A 21,150-nucleotide genomic window follows, 5' to 3' on the forward strand; every position below is an offset into this window, starting at 1 on the left:
GGGTTCCGGGGGTGGCGGGAAGGGTGGCAGTCGTCATGGGACCTCGCTTGAAAAAGGACCCCACGCACCGGGGATCCGCGCTTGCCGGGTCCTGCTTGGACCGGCCAGGTCGTCACCCGGGGCACCCCACCGCGAATGGAGGGTTGCCGGCCAGCAAACCGGGGTTTAGCGCTGGCACTCGTGACCTGCTTCGAGCCTAGGACATCCTTGCCGGCGCGCAGAAGCCGGGCCGCCAATGTGAAGCGCTTTGTTACGGACGACGCCGGCGCCGCTAGAGGAGGTCGTCCAGGCCCGGGTTAAGGCGCTTGAGGACCTCGGAGTGCAGGATGGAGTTGGTAGCCAGGGCGTTGCCGCCGAACGGGCCGTCCTCGCCCTCGAGCGAGGTGAACCGTCCGCCGGCTTCGGTGACGATCGGGACCAGCGCCGCCATGTCATAGAGGTTCAGTTCCGGCTCGCAGGCGATGTCGACGGCGCCCTCGGCCACCATGCAGTAGGACCAGAAGTCGCCGTAGGCGCGGGTGCGCCACACGTCCTCGGTGAGGCCCAGGAACTCATCGAGGTTCCCGCGCTGCTTCCAGCCGCCGAGGCTTGAGAAGGACAGCGAGGCATCCGAGAGTTTGGACACGTTGGAGACCTTCAGCCGGGTGGCCGCCGCGAGCGACCGGCCCATGTAGGCGCCTGCGCCCTTGGCTGCCCACCAGCGCTTGCCCAGGGCCGGGGCGCTGACGACGCCGATCACCGGCTCGCCTTCGTCAACGAGGGCGATCAGCGTGGCCCAGACCGGGACGCCGCGGACGAAGTTCTTGGTCCCGTCGATGGGGTCGATGATCCAGCGGCGCGAGCCGTGGCCGGAACTGCCGAACTCTTCGCCGAGCACGGCGTCGCGGGGGCGCGAACGTGACAGCTGGCCGCGGATCGCTTCCTCGGCGGACTTGTCCGCGTCGGTGACCGGTGTCAGGTCCGGCTTCGTCTCGATCCGAAGGTCGAGCGCCTTGAAGCGGCTCATGGTCTGGGAATCGACGGAATCTGCCAGTACATGGGCAAGGCGCAGGTCATCGTTGTAGCTCGAAGCGGGTTGACTCATGGATCCAAACTACCGCCAAAGCGGGCGGCGGAGCGGTAGGCTGCGCCGCAGCAAGCTAGGAGACGGTGCCCAGCTCCTTGACGTCCTGCGCTTCCGTCCGCGGGTCCGTGCCCAGCAGGCGGCGGAGCGACGCGAGCCGGGCGGGCCCGGACGGGCCGGCATGGCCGCCGGCCACCCAGGCATCCACGCCACAGTTAACCGCGCTGGAATCATGCTTGCAGCCCCGCTCGCAGTCGTCGGTACCGGGTTCGAGATCCGGGAAGGAACGCAGGATCCGGTCCGGGTCAACATGGGCCAGGCCGAAGGAGCGGATGCCGGGCGTATCGATGATCCAGCTGCCCGCCGGTGCATCGTTGAGTTTGAGGGCCAGTGCCGAGGATGACGTGTGCCGGCCGCGCCCCGTCACGGCGTTGACCCCGCCGGTGGCGCGCTCGGCACCGGTCAGGGCGTTGACCATGGTGGACTTGCCGACGCCGGAGTGGCCCAGCATGACCGTCACCTTGCCGTCGAGATAGGCCCGCAGCGCCGAGACCGCGTCCTTGTCCAGGCGGGCGGACAGCCCGTCATCGGAGCGGGCATCGATGCCCGAGGCGGCGGAGTCCGCCGTCTTGGAGATGATGACGGGGAACGCGAGGTGCGTGTAGTTCGAGAGGAGCTCGGCGGGGTCCTTGACGTCGGCCTTGGTGACAAGCAGCAGCGGGTCGATTCCGGCGTCGTAGGCGGCCACGAGGGTGCGGTCGATGAATCCGGTCCGGGGTTCCGGATTGGCGGCCGCGACCACGATCACGAGCTGGTCGGCGTTGGCGACGACGGCGCGCTCGATCGGGTCGGTGTCGTCGGCGCTGCGCCGCAGCAGGGTCCTGCGGTCCTGGATTTTCACCAGCCGGGCCAGGGTGTCGGGTTCGCCGCTGACATCCCCGACGAGGGACACGAAGTCGCCGGCAACCACCGGATTGCGGCGCAGCTCGCGCGCACGGGCTGCGATGATCTTGCGTTCCTCGCCGGTGCCCTCGCCGACGACGGCGGTGTACCGTCCGCGGTCCACGGTGATGATCCGCCCGGTGACGGCTTCGTCGTAGCTGGGCCGGTCCTTCGTGCGGGGGCGGGTGCCCTTCTTGTTGGGGCGGATCCGGGCATCGGATTCGTCCCAGGAATCAGTGCTGCGTGCCACCGGTCGTGTCCTTGTCTGCGGGGGAGCCCTGGGCCAGCATGGCGTCCCACAGCTGCGGAAAGCCAGGCATGGTCTTGGCTGTGGTGGCGATGTCTTCGACCTCGACGCCGGGGATGGCCAGGCCCAGGATGGCGCCAGCCGTGGCCATGCGGTGGTCGGCGTAACTGCGGACGACGCCGCCGTGCAGGGCGGCGGGCCGGATGATGAGGCCGTCAGGCGTCTCCTCGGCGTCGCCGCCGAGCCGGTTGATCTCAGCCACCAGCGCGGCGAGGCGGTCCGTTTCGTGTCCGCGGAGGTGCGCGATGCCGCTCAGCCGTGACGGGCCGGTGGCGAGGGCACAGAGGGCGGCGACGGTGGGGGCGAGTTCGCTGGTTCCGTCGAAGTCGGCGCCCTTGATCTCCGGACCCCCGGTGACGGTCAGCGTGCCGTCCGCCAGGGTGACGGTGGCTCCCATGTCACACAGGATGCTGCGCCAGAGGTCCCCGACCTGGGTGGTTCCGGCGGGCCAGTTGGGGATCCGGACCGTGCCGCGGGTTGCCAGGGCGGCCGCCAGGAACGGTCCGGCGTTGGAGAGGTCCTGTTCGATGCGGCGGTCGAAGGCGCTGATGCTGCCGGGGGCGACGACCCAGTGGTTCGGGACAGAGTCGTCCACCGTCACGCCGACGCCGCGCAGCACGGCGACCGTCATGGTGATGTGGTCCAGGCTGGGCACGGGCTTGCCGGGATGCTCGGTGCTGCGGTGTTCGGTGCTGCGGTGTTCAAGGTGCAGTCCGTCCGTGAAGCGCGCGCCCGCGAGCAACAGGGCCGAGACGAACTGCGAGGAGGCGCTGGCATCGATGACGAGGTGGCCGCCCCTTACGGCGCCGGTGCCGTGGACAGTGAACGGGAGCGACGACGTCGGGCTGCCGTCAGGTGCGGTGACCGTGACGCCGAGGCCGGTGAGCGCCCCGATGATGGGGCCCATCGGGCGGTTGCGGGCGTGCGGGTCGCCGTCGAACTCCGTCTGGCCGCGGCGCAGCGCGGCCACCGGGGGGACGAAACGCATCACTGTGCCGGCCAGGCCGCAGTCGATCCCTGCACGGTCCGCCGGGGCGTCAAGGCTGATCGGCGTGATGTCCAGGTCGGGGCCGAAGGCTCCGCCGCCGGGGACTTCGGTGATGGTGGCACCGAGCTGCCGCAGGGCCTCGATCATGAGGGCCGAGTCCCGGGAATGCAGGGGAGCGCGCAGGCGGGAGGGGCCGTCGGCGAGGGCAGCCAGGACCAGATATCTGTTCGTCAGGGACTTGGAGCCCGGAACGGTAACGGTCGCGTCGACGGGCCGTCCGGCAAACGGCGCCCGCCAGGGCGGTGCGCCGTGGGCCGGCGCGGTGCTGGCAGCTGCGGTGCTGGCAGCTGCGGTGGGGGTGGCGCCAGTCATTGCTCGCTTATGCCCCGACGGTGTGGTCTACGGCCTTGCGTACCGCTTTGTCGGCCTTCTTCAGCCGCTTGCCGGTGGTCTTCCGGACATCTGCGGCCAGGTGACCGGTGGTCTTCCGGACATCTGCGGCGAGGTGACCGGCGTTCTTCCTGGTATCCGCCGCGAGGTGCTCCGCGCGCCAGGCCAGGCTGGGCTTCCCGTTGGTGTCGACGGAGGCCAGCAGCACGCCGCCGGTCAGGGACACGTTCTTCAGCAGCTGCTTCCGCCGGGCATCGCGGCCCTCCTTGGACGTGATGTCCGCACTGCGCCATTCGACGTAGCCGTTGAGGGCGGAAATGACAGCCAGCACGGTGGCCGCCAGGCGGGCCGACTTGCCCAGCGCGAAGAGGACGCCGGCGCCGACCTGGGTGCCGCCGATGACGCGAGCCAGCACCTTTTCGTCGGTCTGGAACGGCAGGGACTCGGCCGCGCGGCGCAGCAGGGGAGACAGCTGCGTCGCAGTGTCATCCGCATTCTTGAGCTTGTCCAGGCCCGCAAGGACGAAACTGGAGGCGAGCATGGGGCGGGCGAGAAAGCGGACGAACGGCATGAATTTCCTCCTGAAGAGACGAACCGCGGAATCGATGCGGGAGAACCGGTTCCAGTCTTGCACTTTTGCGGAATATTTGCCCGCCGGGCGTGGTTGTGAATGGCAGGTTCCAGCCGGTTTTCGGTGGCTGGGCATGGGGTCATCACAACGAGTCGGAACAGTCCTGATCGGGGCTGCAACATGCGGGCACGGCCGGAGGGTTTCGGCGTGGCCCGGGAAGGCGGAGATTTGATTCTCTTGAAGGACAGGGCGGAGCTGGAGGCGGGGCCGCGGGAAGCCTGGGGTACGGCGCTTCCCGTTGTTTCGGGTGCCCGCCGGAACGTGACAGTAGACTTGAAGGCAATGAGCACCATGGATCCGGCCGTTGCGGCCATGCACGAGGTTGCCGGAAACGGCGCCGCGCCCGACAAATCACCTGTAGCCAGCCCGGCTGGCGCACTTACCGGGACTGCCCCGGCGCCTGACGCTGTCAGCGAAGCCGCGGCCCGGGAGACCATAGTGGACGGACAGCCGCTTGATGTGGCGGTCGAGTCGACGGAGGAGCGCCGCGTCCGCTTTGAACGGGACGCCATGCAGTACGTGGACCAGTTGTATTCCGCGGCCATGAGGATGGCACGGAATCCAGCGGACGCCGAGGACCTCGTCCAGGAGGCCTACACCAAGGCCTTCTCGGCATTCCACCAGTACAAGCCGGGGACCAACCTGAAGGCCTGGCTGTACCGCATCCTTACCAACACCTACATCAACCTTTACCGCAAGCGGCAACGCGAGCCGCTGCAGTCGAATTCGGACACCATCGAGGACTGGCAACTGGCACGCGCCGAGTCCCACACCTCCTCCGGGCTCCGTTCCGCCGAGGCCGAGGCGCTGGACCACCTGCCGGATTCAGACGTGAAGCGCGCACTGCAGTCGATCCCGGAGGAGTTCCGGCTTGCTGTGTATTTCGCGGACGTGGAGGGCTTCGCGTACAAGGAAATTTCAGAGATCATGAACACCCCGATCGGGACTGTCATGTCCCGTCTGCACCGCGGCCGCAAGATGCTGCGGGACATGCTCGCCGACTACGCCGCCGAGCGGGGATTCAAGGCCGCCACCGAGTCAACTGCAGCGGCCGGAAGCAACAAACAGGAGAACAGGAAATGAGCGACTGCCAGGGACTGGGCGACTGCGACGACGCCCGGATGCAACGTATCTACGAGTACCTCGACGGCGCGCTCACGCACGCTGACATCGCCGAGATCAAGGACCACCTGGACGGGTGCCCGGAATGCTTTGAGCAGTACGACCTCGAATGCGTCATCCGCGTGATGGTGAAGCGTTCGTGCACCGAAGCGGCTCCCGAGAACCTCAAGAACTCGATCCTGGACCGGATCCATTCGATCCGCCCCGTCGAGGCCTGAGCGTAGTCCGGCCGCACAGCCCCGCTCGCACAACCCCGCTCGCATAAACAGGGCCGCACAAAACGAATGACCCCGGAAACCATGAGGTTTCCGGGGTCATTCGTCTAAAGCTGTCATTCCAAGCTTTGCTTAGGTGTTGGGGCGCTTGCCGTGGTTCGCGCCGCCACGCTTACGGTCACGACGTTTACGTGCACGCTTGCTCATAGCTGGCCTCCTTAATATTGGTACTCAAAAGAGCTGCCCTCAAGTCTCCCACATCGGGACACGAGCCGCGAACCGGCGGGCGGGTCCAAGCCTCACTCCAGGGAGTTCCGGATGGAGATCCTGGCCTGGTCGAGCACGGTCTTGACCGTCTCCAGCGTCACCGGACTGACCGGGTGGCGGCCGCCGTGGCGGCGCAGCTCAACCCGGACGTCGTCACGGAACGCCTGGACCAGCATCTCCGCTTCCCGCAGCCGCCCGTCACTCTCCGGGGAGTAGCGACCCCCGGCCTGGGGTCCCGCAACGGAGCCGGTAGCGCGGGCCGAGGAACGGGCTGCCTCGGCAGTGGCGGCCAGATCGGCCCTGAGTCCGCGCATGTTCACCCGGATATCCTGGCGGAGGCTGTCGGCAAGCCGGCGGACCGAGGCCGAGATGTCATTCTCCACTCCCGCGAGTTCATCGCGCCGCCCATTGAGCTCCACGAGACCGGCCGGGGTGATGCTGTAGTTGGTCCGGCGGCCCTCCGTGTACGTGGCGACCAGTCCCTCCTCCTCAAGCTTTCCCAGCCGCGGGTAGATGGTGCCGGCGCTGGGGGAGTAGGTGCCGCCGAAGCGTTCGCTGAGGGCCTTGATGAGCTCGTACCCGTGCTTGGGCCCGGACTCCAGCAGCGCCAGCAGGTACAGCCGCAGCGCGCCGTGGGCAAAGACGGGAGGCATCAGGGCGCCGTTTCGGTGTCCGTGACCGGCTGCGCGTGGAAGATTGACGTCTTTCCCGAGACGGAATTGGTCCGGACCAGCATGAGCTGGGTGTCGGGGCCGGCGATGGTCTGCACGGTGCCGCCCGGCGTCGTGTATTTCTGGTCGTCGATGACGACGGCGCCGCCTGCGGTCTTCGCGATGATGTCCACGCCGACGTCGTGCGGCAGCCGGATGGTGACGTCCCCGGACACCGAATTGGCGCCGAAATCGTGGGTGAAACTGTGCAGGTCAAAGCTGAGGTCGCCGCTGACGGTGTGGGCCCGGATGTTGCTGAACTCGCCGGAGGCCGTAACCTCGCCGGAGACGCTCCTGGCAGTCAGCACGCCGTGGTGGTTGCGGGCGATCACTTCGCCGCTGACGGTGTTGACGGACAGCTGCCCTGCCGTGCCGTCGGCCAGCACGGAACCGGAAACAGTGTTCAGCCGGATATGGCCACTGACGCCGGAGACCATGCCGTCGCCCCTGACGGTGCCGGCCTCGACCTCGACGCCGGCCGGCAGGGCGATGCTGATGACCACCGAGTTGTTGCTGCTGTTGTTAACGCTGCCCATCAGGTTCTTGAACCAGCCCTGCGGCCCGTGCAGCTGGTGCCGGACCTCGAGGCGGCCGTTGACGAGGCTGATAGCCAGGGGATCCCCTTGGATTTCGGACACCTCGATCCGGGCGACGTCTTCGTCATGGGTGACGATGTCGAAGCGGCCCCGGACGATGCCGAGCTTGAGCGCGCTGGCGCCGTCGACGTCGATCGTCTGCGGGCCGGTGACGGTCCAGTTGTTCCCTGTCGTGTTCTGCTCGGTCATGATTCCTCCGGAAGACGGTACAGGATGCCTTGGGTTGCGATATATCGCGACCCTGCAACTCACGCTATATCGCCAAGCAGGCGCCGTCAAGCTATATCGCGGGAATGCCGCCGGAGGGCGCGGGGACCGGAGCCCCCGCCCCAGCTACTCCGGAGCCCCGGGCCGGGCTACTCCGGAGTGTCGATGCCCAGCCACTGGAACCAGCCGCGGTGCAGCACCAGCCAGGCCATGAGGCCGTAACCGGCCTGTCCCGGCGTGCCGGTGTTGGCCGCTAGGTCCTGGCGCCACTGCTCATGGTTCAGCAGCGGAGAATAGGTGTCCACGTACAGGTGCTTGCGGCGGGTGGTGACGTCGGCGAAGGCCGTGTTGAGCTCGCCCAGCCTGCGGTTCTGGGTGGGGTCCAGGGTGGGCGGCGGCCCGACCACGAATACTTCAATCTTGTTCTGCGTGGCAGAGTCCAGGATGTTCGCCAGATTCAACCGGCTGCGGGCGGTGGAGAGCCCGAATTCGATGTCGCGGCCGGAAAGGCCGATCACCAGACGGTTCTCGTGGTGGTCGCTGAAGCGCCTCCCTGCTTCCTCGAACCAGCGTGCGGCCAGGCCTTCGGTCCCCTCCTCAGGGCACGGAAGGCAGTAGCTCTCCAGCGACATCCCGTCCTGGGGCGTTCGGGCCAGGACCCGGCCCAGCCAGCCCAGGGCGCGCGGATCACCGAGCCCGGCCAGCAGCTCATCGCCCACGGCTGCGATCCGCAGCTTTCGATCTTCCACGACTACCTCTTCACTCCGCTGCGGCGCGATTCCACTGCGGTTAAACAACACTGCGGTTAAACAACACTGCCCGGCCGGAGTTGCGTGTTCCATCTCCGGCCGGGCAGCAAGGACCTTACTTGCGTGCGAATGCCTGCTTGAGCAGGGTGTCCTGCTCGGCCGCGTGCCGCTTCATCGAACCCGCCGCGGTGGAAGCGGAGGCCGTGCGCGACACGAGGCGCACCGGGCGCTCCAGCTCGGCCGGAAGGTTCAGGCCCACGAACGGCCACGGGCCCTGGTTGGCAGGCTCGTCCTGCGCCCAGACAACCTCTGCGTTCGGGTACTTGGCAAGCTCCGCAGCGATCTCGGCGGACGGAAGCGGGTAGAGCTGCTCTACCCGGACAATCGCCGTCGTCTTGTCCTCGGTCTTCTGCCGGGTGGACAACAGATCGTAGTACAGGCGGCCGGAGACGAGCAGCACACGTTCGACGGCGTCGCCCTGCAGCTTCTCGTGCTCCGGGATCACCGGCAGGAACGTGCCGGTGGTGAAGTCTTCCACCGACGACGCCGCGGCCTTGAGGCGGAGCAGCTGCTTCGGGGTGAAGATGATGAGCGGCTTGCGCGGGCGGCTGTACGCCTGGCGGCGCAACAGGTGGAAGTGCGACGCCGACGTCGTCGGGTTTGCCACGATCATGTTCTGCTCGGCACACATCAGCAGGAAGCGCTCGATCCGGGCGGACGAGTGGTCCGGTCCCTGGCCTTCGTAGCCGTGCGGCAGCATCAGCACGAGCGAGGAGCGCTGGCCCCATTTCTGTTCGGCCGAGGAGATGAACTCGTCGATGATCGTCTGCGCGCCGTTGACGAAGTCGCCGAATTGCGCTTCCCAGAGCACCAGGGCGTCCGGGCGTTCCACCGAGTAGCCGTATTCGAAGCCCATCGCGGCGTATTCGGAGAGCAGGGAGTCATAGATCCAGAGCTTGGCCTGGTCCTCCGAGAGGTGGGCCAGGGGAGTCCACTCGTCGCCGTTGGCACGGTCGTGGAAGACCGCGTGGCGCTGGACGAAGGTGCCGCGGCGCGAGTCCTGGCCGGCGAGCCGGACGGGCACGCCTTCCATGACCAGCGAGCCGAACGCCGCGAGCTCGCCGAAGCCCCAGTCGATGCCACCCTCGCGGGACATTGCCTCACGCTTCTCCAGCAGTTGCTTGAGCTTGGGGTGGATCGTGAAGCCTTCGGGAATGGCGGTGTGGGCCTCGCCGATCCGGGCCAGCGTCTCGGCGGAAATCGCCGTGGACACCGGAGCGCCGGTGCCGGCATCGTTCTGCTGGGCCATGGGGCGTTCGATGTCCGAGACGGCCGCGGAATCATTCGTGACGATCGGGATCGGGGACGTCTGGGCGGCGTGGGTCTCGGCGAAGACGCGCTCCAGCCGTTCCTGGTAATCGCGCAGCAGCTGCTCGGCTTCTTCCTCGGTGATGTCACCGCGGCCGATCAGCGATTCCGTGTACAGCTTGCGGACCGAACGTTTGGCTTCGATCAGGTTGTACATCAGCGGCTGGGTCATCGAGGGGTCATCGCCCTCGTTGTGGCCGCGGCGGCGGTAGCAGACCATGTCGATGACAACGTCCTTGTGGAACCGCTGGCGGAAGTCGTAGGCGAGTTGGCCGATGCGGACCACAGCCTCCGGGTCGTCGCCGTTCACATGGAACACCGGCGCCTGGATCATCTTGGCGACGTCCGTGGAGTAGGTGGAGGAACGTGAGGACGACGGCGCCGTGGTGAAGCCGACCTGGTTGTTGACCACGATGTGGATGGTGCCGCCGGTGCGGTAGCCGCGCAGCTGGGAGAGGTTGAGAGTTTCCGCCACGACACCCTGGCCCGCGAAGGCGGCGTCGCCATGGACCATGATCGGCAGGACGGGGAAGGCTTTGCCCTGGTCCAGGCGGTCCTGCTTGGCCCGGACGATGCCCTCCAGGACGGGGTCCACGGCTTCGAGGTGGGACGGGTTGGCGGCGAGGTAGACCTTGGTCACCTTGCCGTTGTCCGAGGAGAAGGTGCCCTCGGTGCCCAGGTGGTATTTCACGTCGCCGGAGCCCTGCACGGAGCGCGGGTCCTGGGTGCCCTCGAATTCGCGGAAGACCTGGGCGTAGGTCTTGCCGGCGATGTTGGTGAGCACGTTGAGCCGGCCGCGGTGGGCCATGCCGATCGCCACTTCGTCCAGTTCGTCGTCGGCGGCATTGGAGATGATGGCGTCCAGCAGCGGAATCAGGGACTCGCCGCCTTCCAGCGAGAAACGCTTCTGCCCGACGAACTTGGTCTGCAGGAAGGTCTCGAAAGCCTCGGCGGAGTTGAGCTTGGAGACGATGCGCAGCTGCTCATCGCGGCTCGGCTTGGAGTACGGGTGCTCGATCTGGTCCTGGAACCACTTGCGCTCGGCAGGGTCCTGGATATGCATGTACTCAATGCCGGCGGTCCGGCAGTAGGCATCCCGGAGGACGCCGAGGATGTTGCGGAACTTGAGCATCGGCTTGCCGCCGAAACCGCCGGTGGGCCATTCGCGGTCCAGATCCCACAGAGTCAGGCCGTAGGTCAGGACGTCGAGGTCCGGGTGCTTGCGCTGGACGTACTCGAGCGGGTCGGTGTCCGCCATGAGGTGGCCGCGCACGCGGTAGGCATGGATCAGCTGCTGGATCCGGGCGACCTTGTTGATTTCGTCAGCCGGGTCCACCTGCAGGTCCGGGCTCCACCGCACGGGCTCGTACGGGATCCGCAGGGATTCAAAGATCTCATCGTAGAAGTCCTGCGCGCCGAGCAGGAGCTGGTGCACGAGCTTAAGGAACTCGCCGCTGCCGGCACCCTGGATGACGCGGTGGTCATAGGTGGAGGTCAGGGTGAGGACCTTGCTGATGGCGTTCTGCGCGATGATCTTCTCGCTGGCACCCTGGAACTCTGCCGGGTAGTCCAGTGCACCGACGCCGATGATGGCGGCCTGGCCTTTGGACAGGCGCGGCACCGAGTGCACCGTGCCGATGCCGCCGGGATTGGTCAGCGACACCGTGGTGCCGGAGTGGTCGTCCGCGGTCAGCTTGCCGGCGCGGGCGCGCTTGATCAGGTCCTCATAGGTGTGCCAGAACTCGGAGAAGTTGAGGGTCTCCGCCTTCTTGATGTTCGGGACCATAAGCAGCCGCGTGCCGTCCGGCTTGGGCATGTCGATGGCGATGCCGAAGTTCACGTGGGCCGGCTGGACGGCGACGGGCTTGCCGTCCACCTCGTCGTAGAACACGTTCATGGAGGGGAACTGGGCCAGGGCACGGATGACGGCATAGCCGATGAGGTGCGTGAAAGAGACCTTGCCGCCGCGGGCCCGGGCGAGGTTGGAGTTGATGACCACGCGGTTGTCGATCAGGAGCTTTGCCGGGATGGCCCGAACGCTGGTGGCCGTGGGCACCTCCAGGCTGGTGATCATGTTCGTGGCAATGGCCTTGGCCGGGCCGCGCAGGACGGAGACGACGTCTTCCTCGGGTGCGGACGGGGCCTTGATGTTCTTGGGCAGCTGGGCCGGAATCGGCGTGGTGCCCGGACCGGCGTCGGAGGCCTTCGAGCCGTCGCGGGCGACGGTGGCAGGGGCCTTCTTGGCAGCGGGCGGCGCGGCAGGCGCGGCGGGCGGCGCAGGCGCGGCGGGCGGCGCAGGCGCGGCGGGAGCCGACGCGGCAGGAGCAGCGGCAGGTGCGGGTGCCGCAGGCGCTGCGGACGACGCGGCGGCGGGCGCTACGACGGGAAGTTCACGGGTGGCAGGGTGCGCAACGGATGCTGCGCCTGAGGCTCCATTGGTGGATGAACCATCACCGGCGCCGAAGGATTCGAACAACGGCCACCACTTGGCATCGACCGTGTTCTTGTCCTGCTGGTAACGCTCGTACAGTTCGTCAACGAGCCACTCGTTTCCGCCAAATTCCTCGGGTAGACGGTGGCTAGGCTGCTCTGGCACTTGAATTACGCCTCTTCCATGAGTTTGATTCCCCACTGGCTTCCACGGTGCCGCAGCACGACGATCGAACCAGTCTCCGCGTCCAGTGAACCCAGACCCATGCCAGTCTAGTGACGATTCTTGCCAAACCGCGAATAGGGGCGACTCTCGCCTTCAATCACGTCGAAAGCCCGTCGACGGCTCGCCTAGAATCACACAGAGAACCACCCGGCACCCTGAATGCTACAAAGGAGCAGTTGTGCGATTCCTCAGCGAGCCCACCACCGATCTGACCTACTCGGACATTTTCCTGGTTCCCTCCCGCTCCGACGTGACCTCACGGCTGGACGTGGACCTTGCCGCGGATGACGGGACAGGGTCCACCATCCCTTTGGTCGCCTCCAACATGACGGCAGTCACCGGGAAGCGCATGGCCGAGACCATGGCCCGCCGGGGCGGTCTCGCCGTGCTGCCCCAGGACGTTCCGCTGCCGGTGATCCGCGACGTGACAGCCTGGATCAAGGCCCGGCACCGGGTCCTTGAAACCCCTGTGACGTTGTCTCCGGCGGATACCGTGATCGACGCGCTCCACCTGATGGGCAAGCGACCCCACGGTGCCGTCGTAGTGGTGGATGACGCCGGCGCCGTCACCGGAGTAGTCCGTGCCGCCGACTGCGACGGACAGGACCGCTTCGCCTCGCTCGCCTCCGTCATCCGCCACCAGCCACCTGTCCTGGACATGGAGGAACTCGAGGCCGGGCCCGGGGCCGGATCTGCCGAGACTTCACTGCGGGGACTGCGGCGCGCCTTCGAGGCTATGGATGCCGCCGGGACGGACTTCGCGCCGGTGCATGAGGACGGTGCCCTGGCCGGTGTCCTCACCCGCAAGGGGGCCCTGCGCTCCACGCTGTACCGTCCGCTGCTGGACGACGCCGGCGCACTCAAGGTCGCTGCCGCCGTCGGGATCAACGGTGACGTCGCCGGCCGGGCAGCCGAGCTCCTGGCCGCCGGTGTCAACGTCCTGGTCCTCGACACCGCCCACGGGCACCAACAGAAAATGTTCGACGCGCTGGCCGCGGTGAAGGGCCTCAACCCCGGCGTTCCGGTCGTCGCGGGCAACGTCGTGACCGCCGAGGCGACGCGCGAACTCATCAGCGCCGGCGCCGACATTGTCAAGGTCGGCGTCGGACCCGGCGCGATGTGCACCACCCGGATGATGACGGCCGTGGGCCGGCCCCAGTTCTCCGCCGTCCTGGAGTGCTCCGCAGCCGCCCGGGCGGCCGGCGGACGGGTCTGGGCCGACGGCGGCGTCCGGCACCCGCGCGACGTCGCGCTGGCCCTCGCGGCCGGGGCGAGCCAGGTCATGATCGGCTCCTGGTTCGCCGGCACGCACGAGAGCCCGGGGGACCTGCAGGTGGATGCCGGCGGACGCCAGTTCAAAGAGAGCTTCGGCATGGCCTCCGCCAGGGCAGTCCAGAACCGGAACCAGCGCGAGGGTGCCTTCGAAAAGGACCGCAAGGCCTTGTTTGAGGAAGGCATCTCCACCTCGCGCATGTATCTCGATCCGTCCCGTCCCGGCGTCGAGGACCTGCTGGACGTGGTCACCGCCGGGCTCCGCAGCTCGATGAGCTACGCCGGCGCCGCGGACCTCGCCGCGTTCCGGGAACGCGCCGTGGCGGGCATCCAGTCTGCGGCAGGCTACGAGGAAGGCCGTCCGGTCCCGCAGAGCTGGTGACCCGGGCCGGGCGGCGGCAACTGCTCCTGTAGACTGAAATTCTTATGGACAGCAAATCTAGGTGCCGGCCTGGGGGCTGTCAGGGACGAACCGAAACCGTTCCCGGACAGTCCACCCGCAGAGCCGGCAAACCCCGAACACGTGCCCATCACTCACCGGCAGTACGCCAGCCCGGAGCCTCCCGGGAACCGGGGTCGGCCTCCGCCGACCATCCTCCGCCGGGCGGAACCTCCCAGCAGACGCGTCCCGGCCACGCCGGCGGGCGGGCTCCCCAGTGGACCCCCGCTCCGGAAGCAGGCCACTAAATGGAGTGGATCCTCCTCGGGGCAGGCCTCCTGCTCATCCTCGGCACCGGCTTCTTCGTAGCCGTCGAGTTCTCCCTGGTGGCACTGGACCAGTCCACGGTCCAGCGCGCCGTCGACAACGGCGACACCGCCGCGGAACCCTTGCTTAAGTGCCTGAAGTCCCTTTCCACGCAGCTCTCCAGCTGCCAGCTGGGCATCACCATGACCACCCTGCTCACCGGCTACGTCATGGAACCCTCCGTCGGCAAGCTGCTCGAAGGTCCGCTCGCCGCCGTCGGGGTTCCGGCCGCGGCGGCCGCCTCACTCTCACTCGTCCTCGCGATGGCACTGGCCACGCTGCTGTCCATGGTGATCGGCGAGCTCGTTCCCAAGAACATGGCGATCGCCTTGTCCTTTCCGATCGGCAAGGCCGTCGCGGGGCCCCAGCTGGTCTTCACCGCCGTCTTCAAGCCCGCAATCGCCGTGCTCAACGGCTTCTCCAACAAGGTCCTCAACGTCTTTGGACTGGAAGCTAAAGAAGAGATCTCCGGCGCCCGGACCCCCGCCGAGCTCGCTTCCCTGGTGCGCCGCTCCGCAGCCATGGGCACCCTCGACGCCGGCACCGCGAACTTCATCTCCCGGACGCTCAAGTTCTCCAGCCGGACGGCCGCCGACGTCATGACGCCCCGCATCCGGGTCGAGACCATCGACGCCGACCAGCCGGTTTCAGACATCGTGGAGGCCGCCCGGCGAACGGGCTACTCGCGCTTTCCGGTGATCGGGGAGTCCTCGGACGACATCCGCGGGGTGGTGCACGTCAAGAAGGCGATCGCCGTTCCCTCGGGCCGGCGCGCCAAGCTGGAGGCCGGCGCCATCATGACCGAGGTGCTCCGCGTCCCCGAAACCATCCACCTCGACGCACTGCTGGCGGAGCTGCGTGAAGGCAACCTGCAGCTCGCTGTGGTCCTCGACGAATACGGCGGAACTGCCGGGATCGCCACCCTGGAGGACCTGGTGGAGGAAATCGTCGGCGAAGTGGCCGACGAGCACGACAAGGTCCGGCCGGGGCTGCTGCAAAGCGCCTCCGGGGACTGGTACTTCCCGGGCTTGCTCCGCCCCGACGAACTCTCCGAACAGATCCCGGGCCTGACCGTGCCCGACGAAGCTGCCTACGACACGGTGGGGGGCTTCGTCATGAGCGAACTGGGACGCATAGCAGCCGTCGGTGACACCGTCGACGTCGGCGGCGGGACCCTGAGCGTGACGCGCATGGACGGGCGCCGGATCGACCGGATCCGCTTCGCCCCGGCTCCTGCCGGCAGCGCGGAAAACGGCGAAAACCACCACGCCGGCCAGGCTGGTGCCGCATGAGCGACTGGGCAGGAATTTTCTGGCTAGCCGTTCTGCTGGCCGGCAACGCCTTCTTCGTCGGTGCCGAGTTCGCGGTCATGTCCGCGCGCCGTAGCCAGATCGAGCCCCTCGCCGAGGCAGGTTCCAAGCGGGCGCAGACCACCCTGCGGGCGATGGAGAACGTGTCCCTGATGCTGGCGTGTGCGCAGCTGGGCATCACCGTCTGTTCGCTCTTGATCCTGCAGGTCGCGGAACCGGCGATCCATCACCTGCTGGCGGTTCCGCTGGAGGCCGTCGGCATCCCCATGGAGGCCGCCGACATCGTGGCTTTCGCCGTTGCGCTGCTCGCGGTTACTTTCCTGCACGTCACGTTCGGCGAGATGGTCCCTAAGAACATTTCGGTCTCTGTCGCGGACAGGGCTGCCCTCCTGCTGGCCCCGCCACTGGTGTTCATCGCCCGGCTCGTGAAGCCGGTGATCGTTGCCCTCAACTGGATGGCGAACCACATCCTCAAGCTGATGCGGATTGAACCCAAGGATGAGGTCACCTCGTCCTTCACGCTTGAGGAAGTGCAGTCGATCGTGCAGGAGTCCACCCGCCACGGGCTGGTGGATGACGACGCGGGGCTCATCACCGGCGCGCTGGAGTTCTCCGAGCACACCGCGTCCCGCGTCATGGTGCCGCTCGACAAACTCGTGATGCTCAAGGCGAACACCACCCCGGTGGAGTTTGAGAAGGCCGTCAGCCGGACCGGGTTCTCCCGCTTCCCGATGCTGGATGAGGGCGGGATGCTCGCCGGCTACCTCCACCTCAAGGACGTGCTGTCCATCCCGGACGCCGCATACCAGCAGCCGATCGCGGAGAACTACATCCGTTCCCTCGCGAACCTGGCCATGGATGATGAGATTGAGAAGGCCATGTCCGTGATGCAACGGACAGGCTCCCACCTTGCCCGGGTCATTGGCCCGGACGGCCTCACCCAGGGCGTGCTCTTCCTTGAGGATGTCATCGAGGAGCTCGTGGGGGAGATCAGGGACGCCACGCAGGCCACCGATTACCGGAGGCTAGGTCAGGACTAGCGTCCTGCCCGTGTAGCCCTAGATGGGAATGATTCCCATTTAGGGCTACACTGGAAGCTGCTGCTAATGCTCCCTATTCTCAATAACAGATCCGAGGTTTCCCGTGCGCCGTTCCGCCCGCCGTGCCCTAGTGGCCGCTCTCGCCGGACTGGGCGTCATGCTGACGGCCTGCAGTCCGACGGCGGGCACCTCCCGGGGGGCTGCCGGGGACGGCGTCGTCGAGGTCGTCGCCTCCACCAGCGTCTACGGGAACATCGTCAGCAGTATCGGTGGAGACAAGGTGCGTGTCAGCTCGATCATCACGCGCACCAGCCAGGATCCGCACTCCTATGAGGTGACCACGCAGGACAAGCTGGCGGTTGCCAAGGCCGAACTGCTGCTGGAGAACGGCGGCGGCTATGACGACTTCATCCAGAAGCTGGCCGATGACAGCGGGCTGGACCGCAGCAACGTGCTGAACGCCTCGGAGCTTTCAGGCCTGGAGAACGCCGGCCAGGCGGGCTTCAACGAGCACGTGTGGTACAGCCTGCCTGCCATGACGCGCCTCGCCGACGCGGTCGCCGCCAAGCTCGGCGAGCTCGAGCCGTCCGCGACCGGGACCTTCCGGACCAACGCGGCCGCATTCAAGGAATCGCTCGCCGGCCTTGAAGCCAAACTGGCCGCGGTCAAGGCCTCGGCCGGGCAGGGCGGGGCCGCCGTGACCGAGCCCGTGCCGCTGTACCTGCTCGAAGCCGCCGGCCTGGAAAACAAGACCCCCGCGGACTACATGGAAGCGATCGAGTCGGGTGCTGACGTCCCGCCCGCCGTGCTGAAGGACGCCGTCGGCCTGGTTAGCTCGGGCGGCGTCAAACTGCTTGCCTACAACGTGCAGACCGAGGGCCCGCAGACGCTCGCCCTCAAAGATGCCGCGACGGCCGCCGGCGTCCCGGTGCTGAACTTCAGCGAGACGCTTCCGGACGGCAAGACGTACCTGCAGTGGATGGCGGAAAACGTGGACGAAATCGTCAAGACGCTGTCCTGGCGCAGAAATTGAGGAATTCCACGTTGACACCCGTAGTGAGCCTCCGTGGTGCCTCCCTGGCATTTGGCAACCGGATCCTCTGGGAGAACCTGGATCTGGACATCCACCGGGGTGAGTTTTTCGCCGTCCTCGGCCCGAACGGCAGCGGGAAGACGACCCTCCTGAAAGTGCTTCTTGGACTGCAGGAACTCACCACCGGAACCGCTGTGCTCGACGGCCGTCCCGTGGAACGCGGGAGCCGGCGGATCGGCTATATTCCGCAGCAAAAGAATTTTGATCCGGACACTCCGCTGCGTGCCCGGGACCTCGTTGGCCTCGGCGTCGACGGCCACCGCTGGGGAGTGCGCCTCGGAGCCGCCGCCGCGAACCGCAAGATTGACCGGCTGCTGGAGCTGGTGGGCGCAGAGGACTATGCAAAGGTGCCCGTGGGTCAGCTCTCCGGCGGCGAGCAGCAGCGGCTGCGGGTGGCGCAGGCCCTCGCCACGGACCCTAACGTACTGCTGTGCGACGAGCCGCTGCTCTCCCTGGATCTTCAGCACCAGCAGGCCGTCAGTGGCCTGATCAACGACCAGTGCCGCCAACACGACAGTGCGGTGGTGTTCGTCACGCACGAGATCAACCCGATCATGGACTACGTGGACCGGGTGCTGTATCTGGCCGGCGGACGCTTCCGGGTGGGCACGCCGGCGGAGGTCATGACCACAGAGGTCCTGTCCGATCTCTACGGCAGCCACGTCGAAGTGATCCACTCGAACGGCCGGATGGTGGTGGTGGGCATTCCGGATGCGACCACCCACCATCATCAGGACGCGCACGCTATCGCAGGGGAGGCGGGCTAGATGGACCTGGACAGCCTGTTTGCGTCCATCTTCAACTTTGAAAACTATGGCGAACTGCTCAGCCTGGTCCAGAATTCGATCTGGGCCGGCGCGGTCCTGGGCGTCCTGGGCGGGCTGGTCGGGACGTTCGTGATGAAGCGGGATCTGGCCTTCGCCGTGCACGGCATTTCCGAGCTCTCCTTCGCCGGCGCGGCCTTCGCGCTGCTGATCGGCGTTGACGTCGTGCTCGGTTCCCTGGCCGGATCGGTGGCAGCGGCCCTGCTGCTGGGCCTGATGGGCGTCCGTGCCCGGGACAAGAACTCGACCATCGGTGTGCTGATGCCTTTTGGCCTCGGCCTGGGCATCCTTTTTCTCTCGCTCTATGAAGGCCGCGCGGCCAACAAGTTCGGCCTGCTGACCGGGCAGATCGTGTCCGTCGGTACCGTCCAGCTGCAGGTGCTCGCCGTCGCCGCCGTCGTGGTCATGCTGGCACTGATCGCCATCTGGCGGCCGCTTACCTTTGCCAGTGTCGATCCCGAAGTCGCCCAGGCGCGCGGTGTGCCGGTCCGGGCCCTGGCCCTGGGCTTTATGCTGCTGCTGGGAATCAGCGTGGCGCTCTCCATCCAGATTGTGGGGGCCCTTCTGGTGCTGGCGCTGCTGATTACGCCGGCCGCGGCTGCCCTGCGCGTGACGTCCTCGCCCCCGCTGGTGGTGGTGCTCAGCGTGGTCTTCGCCGTGGCGGCGACGGTGGGCGGGATCCTGCTGGCCCTCGGCGGACGGCTCCCGATCAGCCCTTACGTGACCACGCTGTCCTTCCTCATCTACGTGGTGTGCCGTGTGATCGGCGGGGTCAAGGCGAAGCGCGGCGTCAACGGGCGTGTGGTGCGCGGCGGCCCGGTTCCCGCCGCCTGAGCGGCGGGCACGCTAGTTACCGCCCTGGCGGGAGGCGCTATTTACCGCCCTGGCGGGCCGTGCACTCCGGGCACAGCCCGTAGATCTCCACGGTGTGTTCGACGGCGGTGAAGCCGTGCTCCCTTGCGATCCTTGCCGCCCAGGCCTCGACGGCGGGTGCTTCCACTTCGACAGCCTTCCCGCAGCTGCGGCACAGCAGGTGATGATGGTGGCCGGTGACGGCACAGCGGCGGTACACGGCCTCGCCGTCGGCGTTCCTGAGCACGTCCACCAGAGCGTCGTCGGCGAGGGACTGCAGGATCCGGTAGGCGGTAGCGAGCGACACCGACGTGCCCCGCTCCTGCAGGATGCGGTGCAGTTCCTGGGTGCTGACGAAGTCCGCGAGATCATCGAGGGCGGCGCTCACCGCGAGGCGCTGCTTGGTGACGCGCTGTTCCTTGCCCGCCGGCTGTTCCTTGCTGCCGGCCGCGGCCTCGGCCGGTGACCGTACGCCGTCGGTTGTGGCGCCCTGGGACATTGAGGACTCGCTTCACTGATGGGTCTGGATACGCGGGTGGTGGCAATGTCCCAGATTACCAGCCGGGTTCGTGGACACCGCGATCCCGGGTCCCTAGGCTGGCCCGATGAAGCTGACCAAATTCACCCACGCTTGTGTCCGCCTGGAAAAAGACGGCAAGGTGCTGGTCTTTGACCCGGGCGCCTTTTCGGAGACGGAGCAGGCACTTGCCGGGGCCGATGCCGTGCTGATCACGCACGAGCACGCGGACCACATCGATGTGGACGCCGTCGTCGAGGCTTTGCTCGGCAGCGCGTCGCTGGAGCTCTTCGCCCCGGCCGGGGTGGCGGCGCAATTGCGCGGCAAGGCCCCCGGCGCCGGGTCCCGCATCCATGCGGTGGCCGCCGGGGAGGGCTTCGAGACGGCCGGTTTCGCCGTTCGGAGCTTCGGCGGCCAGCACGCCCTGATCCATCCGCAGATCCCGGTCGTGGCCAACATCGGCTACCTCGTGGATTCCAATGTCTACCACCCGGGGGATTCCTTCATCATTCCCGACGGACTGGAAGTGCAGACCCTGCTGGTGCCCATCCATGCGCCGTGGAACAAAGTGGGCGAGGTGGTGGACTTCGTGATCGGCGTCCGCGCGCCGAGAGCCTTCCCCGTCCACGACGCGCTGCTCAACCCCAACGGGCTCGGCCTCGTCGAGGGGCATGTGACCCGGTTCGGGGCGAAATACGGCACCGAATACCGGCACCTCTCCAGCGGTGACTCGGTGGAGGTTTAGTCCCGGACCGGAGGACCCTGCCGGAAATCTAGGCCGGCCACACGCCGCTGGCGAAGAACTCCCGGATGGTTGCCTCGTGCGGTTCGGGGTCGAGGCCCTGGGCGCGGAGCCAGGCCGGGTTGTAGTAGTTCCCGGCGTAGCGGTCCCCGCCGTCGCACATCAGCGATACAACGCTGCCGCGGCGGCCCTCGGCGATCATTCCCGCGACAAGCTGCCACACGCCCCAAAGGTTGGTGCCGGTCGATGGGCCGGCGTGCAGCCCGGCGTACTGCTGAAGGTGCCGCATCGCGGCCACCGAGGCGGCGTCCGGGACCTGCACCATGTGGTCGATCACGCCAGGGACAAAGCTGGGCTCCATCCGGGGCCGGCCGATTCCCTCGATCCGGGAAGGTAGTCCCGTCGCCACGGACGTCACCGCACCGCCGTCGCGGCAGTCCAGCCAGGCGGGGTAGAACGCGGAGTTCTCCGGATCCACGACGGCGAGCTCCGTGCTGTGGCGGTGATAGCGGAGGTACCGGCCAATCGTTGCGCTGGTCCCGCC

Annotated in this window: 20 protein-coding genes and 1 riboswitch; of the genes, 9 read left to right on the plus strand and 11 right to left on the minus strand. The window is 67.3% G+C overall.

What is annotated here, in order from left to right; all coding sequences use genetic code 11:
• Nucleotides 1-72 precede the first annotated feature (72 nt).
• Nucleotides 73-186: riboswitch (SAM riboswitch) on the minus strand.
• 85 nt (nt 187-271) lie between these two features.
• The 4 genes from hisN to BJG92_RS13200 are packed head-to-tail and all read right to left on the minus strand — an operon-like array spanning nt 272 to nt 4,261.
• A complete protein-coding gene (gene hisN, locus BJG92_RS13185; protein ID WP_232084457.1) occupies nt 272-1,084 on the minus strand; it encodes a histidinol-phosphatase in 813 nt (270 codons plus the stop codon).
• Nucleotides 1,085-1,139: 55 nt separating this feature from the next.
• Nucleotides 1,140-2,255, minus strand: coding sequence for a ribosome small subunit-dependent GTPase A (locus tag BJG92_RS13190; RefSeq protein ID WP_232084458.1), 1,116 nt, complete (start codon nt 2,253-2,255; stop codon nt 1,140-1,142).
• Nucleotides 2,239-3,672 carry a 3-phosphoshikimate 1-carboxyvinyltransferase gene (gene aroA, locus BJG92_RS13195; RefSeq protein WP_232084459.1) on the minus strand — a complete coding sequence of 478 codons (1,434 nt, stop codon included), beginning with the start codon at nt 3,670-3,672 and terminating at the stop codon, nt 2,239-2,241. Before aroA ends, BJG92_RS13190 begins: the two co-directional genes overlap by 17 nt.
• A gap of 7 nt (nt 3,673-3,679) precedes the next feature.
• A complete protein-coding gene (locus tag BJG92_RS13200; RefSeq protein WP_232084460.1) occupies nt 3,680-4,261 on the minus strand; it encodes a DoxX family protein in 582 nt (193 codons plus the stop codon).
• Nucleotides 4,262-4,603: 342 nt separating this feature from the next.
• On the opposite strand from BJG92_RS13200, the gene BJG92_RS13205 reads away from it, so the two are divergent.
• Together BJG92_RS13205 and rsrA are read left to right on the plus strand one after the other, a co-directional pair.
• Nucleotides 4,604-5,404 (plus strand): sigma-70 family RNA polymerase sigma factor, encoded by an 801-nt coding sequence (locus BJG92_RS13205; protein WP_232084461.1) that lies wholly within the window; start codon nt 4,604-4,606, stop codon nt 5,402-5,404.
• Nucleotides 5,401-5,661, plus strand: a complete 261-nt coding sequence (gene rsrA, locus BJG92_RS13210; protein ID WP_232084462.1) for a mycothiol system anti-sigma-R factor — start codon at nt 5,401-5,403, stop codon at nt 5,659-5,661. The genes BJG92_RS13205 and rsrA overlap by 4 nt, the downstream gene beginning before the upstream one ends.
• 129 nt (nt 5,662-5,790) lie before the next feature.
• Here rsrA and BJG92_RS18625 read toward each other — a convergent pair whose 3' ends face one another.
• The 5 genes from BJG92_RS18625 to BJG92_RS13230 form a co-directional block, all read right to left on the minus strand.
• The gene (locus tag BJG92_RS18625; RefSeq protein WP_369299106.1) at nt 5,791-5,865 is read right to left on the minus strand and encodes a 50S ribosomal protein bL37; all 75 of its coding nucleotides are present in this window, start codon (nt 5,863-5,865) and stop codon (nt 5,791-5,793) included.
• 92 nt (nt 5,866-5,957) lie between these two features.
• Nucleotides 5,958-6,578 carry a PadR family transcriptional regulator gene (locus tag BJG92_RS13215; RefSeq protein WP_232084463.1) on the minus strand — a complete coding sequence of 207 codons (621 nt, stop codon included), beginning with the start codon at nt 6,576-6,578 and terminating at the stop codon, nt 5,958-5,960.
• Complete coding sequence (locus BJG92_RS13220; RefSeq protein WP_232084464.1) at nt 6,578-7,420, minus strand: DUF4097 family beta strand repeat-containing protein; 843 nt, start codon at nt 7,418-7,420, stop codon at nt 6,578-6,580. The genes BJG92_RS13215 and BJG92_RS13220 overlap by 1 nt, the downstream gene beginning before the upstream one ends.
• Before the next feature lie 167 nt (nt 7,421-7,587).
• Nucleotides 7,588-8,187, minus strand: coding sequence for a GDSL-type esterase/lipase family protein (locus tag BJG92_RS13225; protein ID WP_232084465.1), 600 nt, complete (start codon nt 8,185-8,187; stop codon nt 7,588-7,590).
• Nucleotides 8,188-8,302: 115 nt separating this feature from the next.
• The gene (locus BJG92_RS13230) at nt 8,303-12,151 is read right to left on the minus strand and encodes a multifunctional oxoglutarate decarboxylase/oxoglutarate dehydrogenase thiamine pyrophosphate-binding subunit/dihydrolipoyllysine-residue succinyltransferase subunit (protein WP_232084466.1); all 3,849 of its coding nucleotides are present in this window, start codon (nt 12,149-12,151) and stop codon (nt 8,303-8,305) included.
• A 238-nt stretch (nt 12,152-12,389) separates the two neighbouring features.
• Here BJG92_RS13230 and BJG92_RS13235 point away from each other — a divergent pair, with 238 nt between their 5' ends.
• The 6 genes from BJG92_RS13235 to BJG92_RS13260 all read left to right on the plus strand — a co-directional run bounded on the left by BJG92_RS13235 (nt 12,390) and on the right by BJG92_RS13260 (nt 19,329).
• Complete coding sequence (locus tag BJG92_RS13235) at nt 12,390-13,865, plus strand: GuaB1 family IMP dehydrogenase-related protein (protein WP_232084467.1); 1,476 nt, start codon at nt 12,390-12,392, stop codon at nt 13,863-13,865.
• A gap of 305 nt (nt 13,866-14,170) precedes the next feature.
• Nucleotides 14,171-15,520 carry a hemolysin family protein gene (locus BJG92_RS13240; RefSeq protein WP_232084468.1) on the plus strand — a complete coding sequence of 450 codons (1,350 nt, stop codon included), beginning with the start codon at nt 14,171-14,173 and terminating at the stop codon, nt 15,518-15,520.
• Nucleotides 15,517-16,578, plus strand: a complete 1,062-nt coding sequence (locus tag BJG92_RS13245; protein ID WP_232084469.1) for a hemolysin family protein — start codon at nt 15,517-15,519, stop codon at nt 16,576-16,578. Before BJG92_RS13240 ends, BJG92_RS13245 begins: the two co-directional genes overlap by 4 nt.
• Nucleotides 16,579-16,681: 103 nt before the next feature.
• On the plus strand, nt 16,682-17,611 hold the full coding sequence (locus BJG92_RS13250; RefSeq protein WP_232084470.1) for a metal ABC transporter solute-binding protein, Zn/Mn family: 930 nt from the start codon (nt 16,682-16,684) through the stop codon (nt 17,609-17,611).
• A gap of 11 nt (nt 17,612-17,622) precedes the next feature.
• Nucleotides 17,623-18,438 (plus strand): metal ABC transporter ATP-binding protein, encoded by an 816-nt coding sequence (locus BJG92_RS13255; RefSeq protein ID WP_232084471.1) that lies wholly within the window; start codon nt 17,623-17,625, stop codon nt 18,436-18,438.
• Nucleotides 18,439-19,329, plus strand: a complete 891-nt coding sequence (locus BJG92_RS13260) for a metal ABC transporter permease (protein ID WP_232084472.1) — start codon at nt 18,439-18,441, stop codon at nt 19,327-19,329.
• A 37-nt stretch (nt 19,330-19,366) separates the two neighbouring features.
• On the opposite strand, the gene BJG92_RS13265 is transcribed toward BJG92_RS13260, so the two are convergent.
• Nucleotides 19,367-19,846: a Fur family transcriptional regulator gene (locus BJG92_RS13265; RefSeq protein ID WP_232084473.1), complete on the minus strand. Its 480-nt coding sequence runs from the start codon at nt 19,844-19,846 to the stop codon at nt 19,367-19,369.
• 106 nt (nt 19,847-19,952) lie between these two features.
• Here BJG92_RS13265 and BJG92_RS13270 point away from each other — a divergent pair, with 106 nt between their 5' ends.
• Entirely contained in the window at nt 19,953-20,609 is a 657-nt protein-coding gene (locus tag BJG92_RS13270) for an MBL fold metallo-hydrolase (protein WP_232084474.1), read from the plus strand.
• A gap of 28 nt (nt 20,610-20,637) precedes the next feature.
• Here the strand turns inward: BJG92_RS13270 and BJG92_RS13275 are convergent.
• Nucleotides 20,638-21,150: pyridoxal-phosphate dependent enzyme (locus BJG92_RS13275; protein ID WP_232084475.1), on the minus strand; the 513-nt coding region annotated here is incomplete at its 5' end.

The organism is Arthrobacter sp. SO5, from assembly GCF_020532805.1.
Classification (GTDB): domain Bacteria; phylum Actinomycetota; class Actinomycetes; order Actinomycetales; family Micrococcaceae; genus Arthrobacter.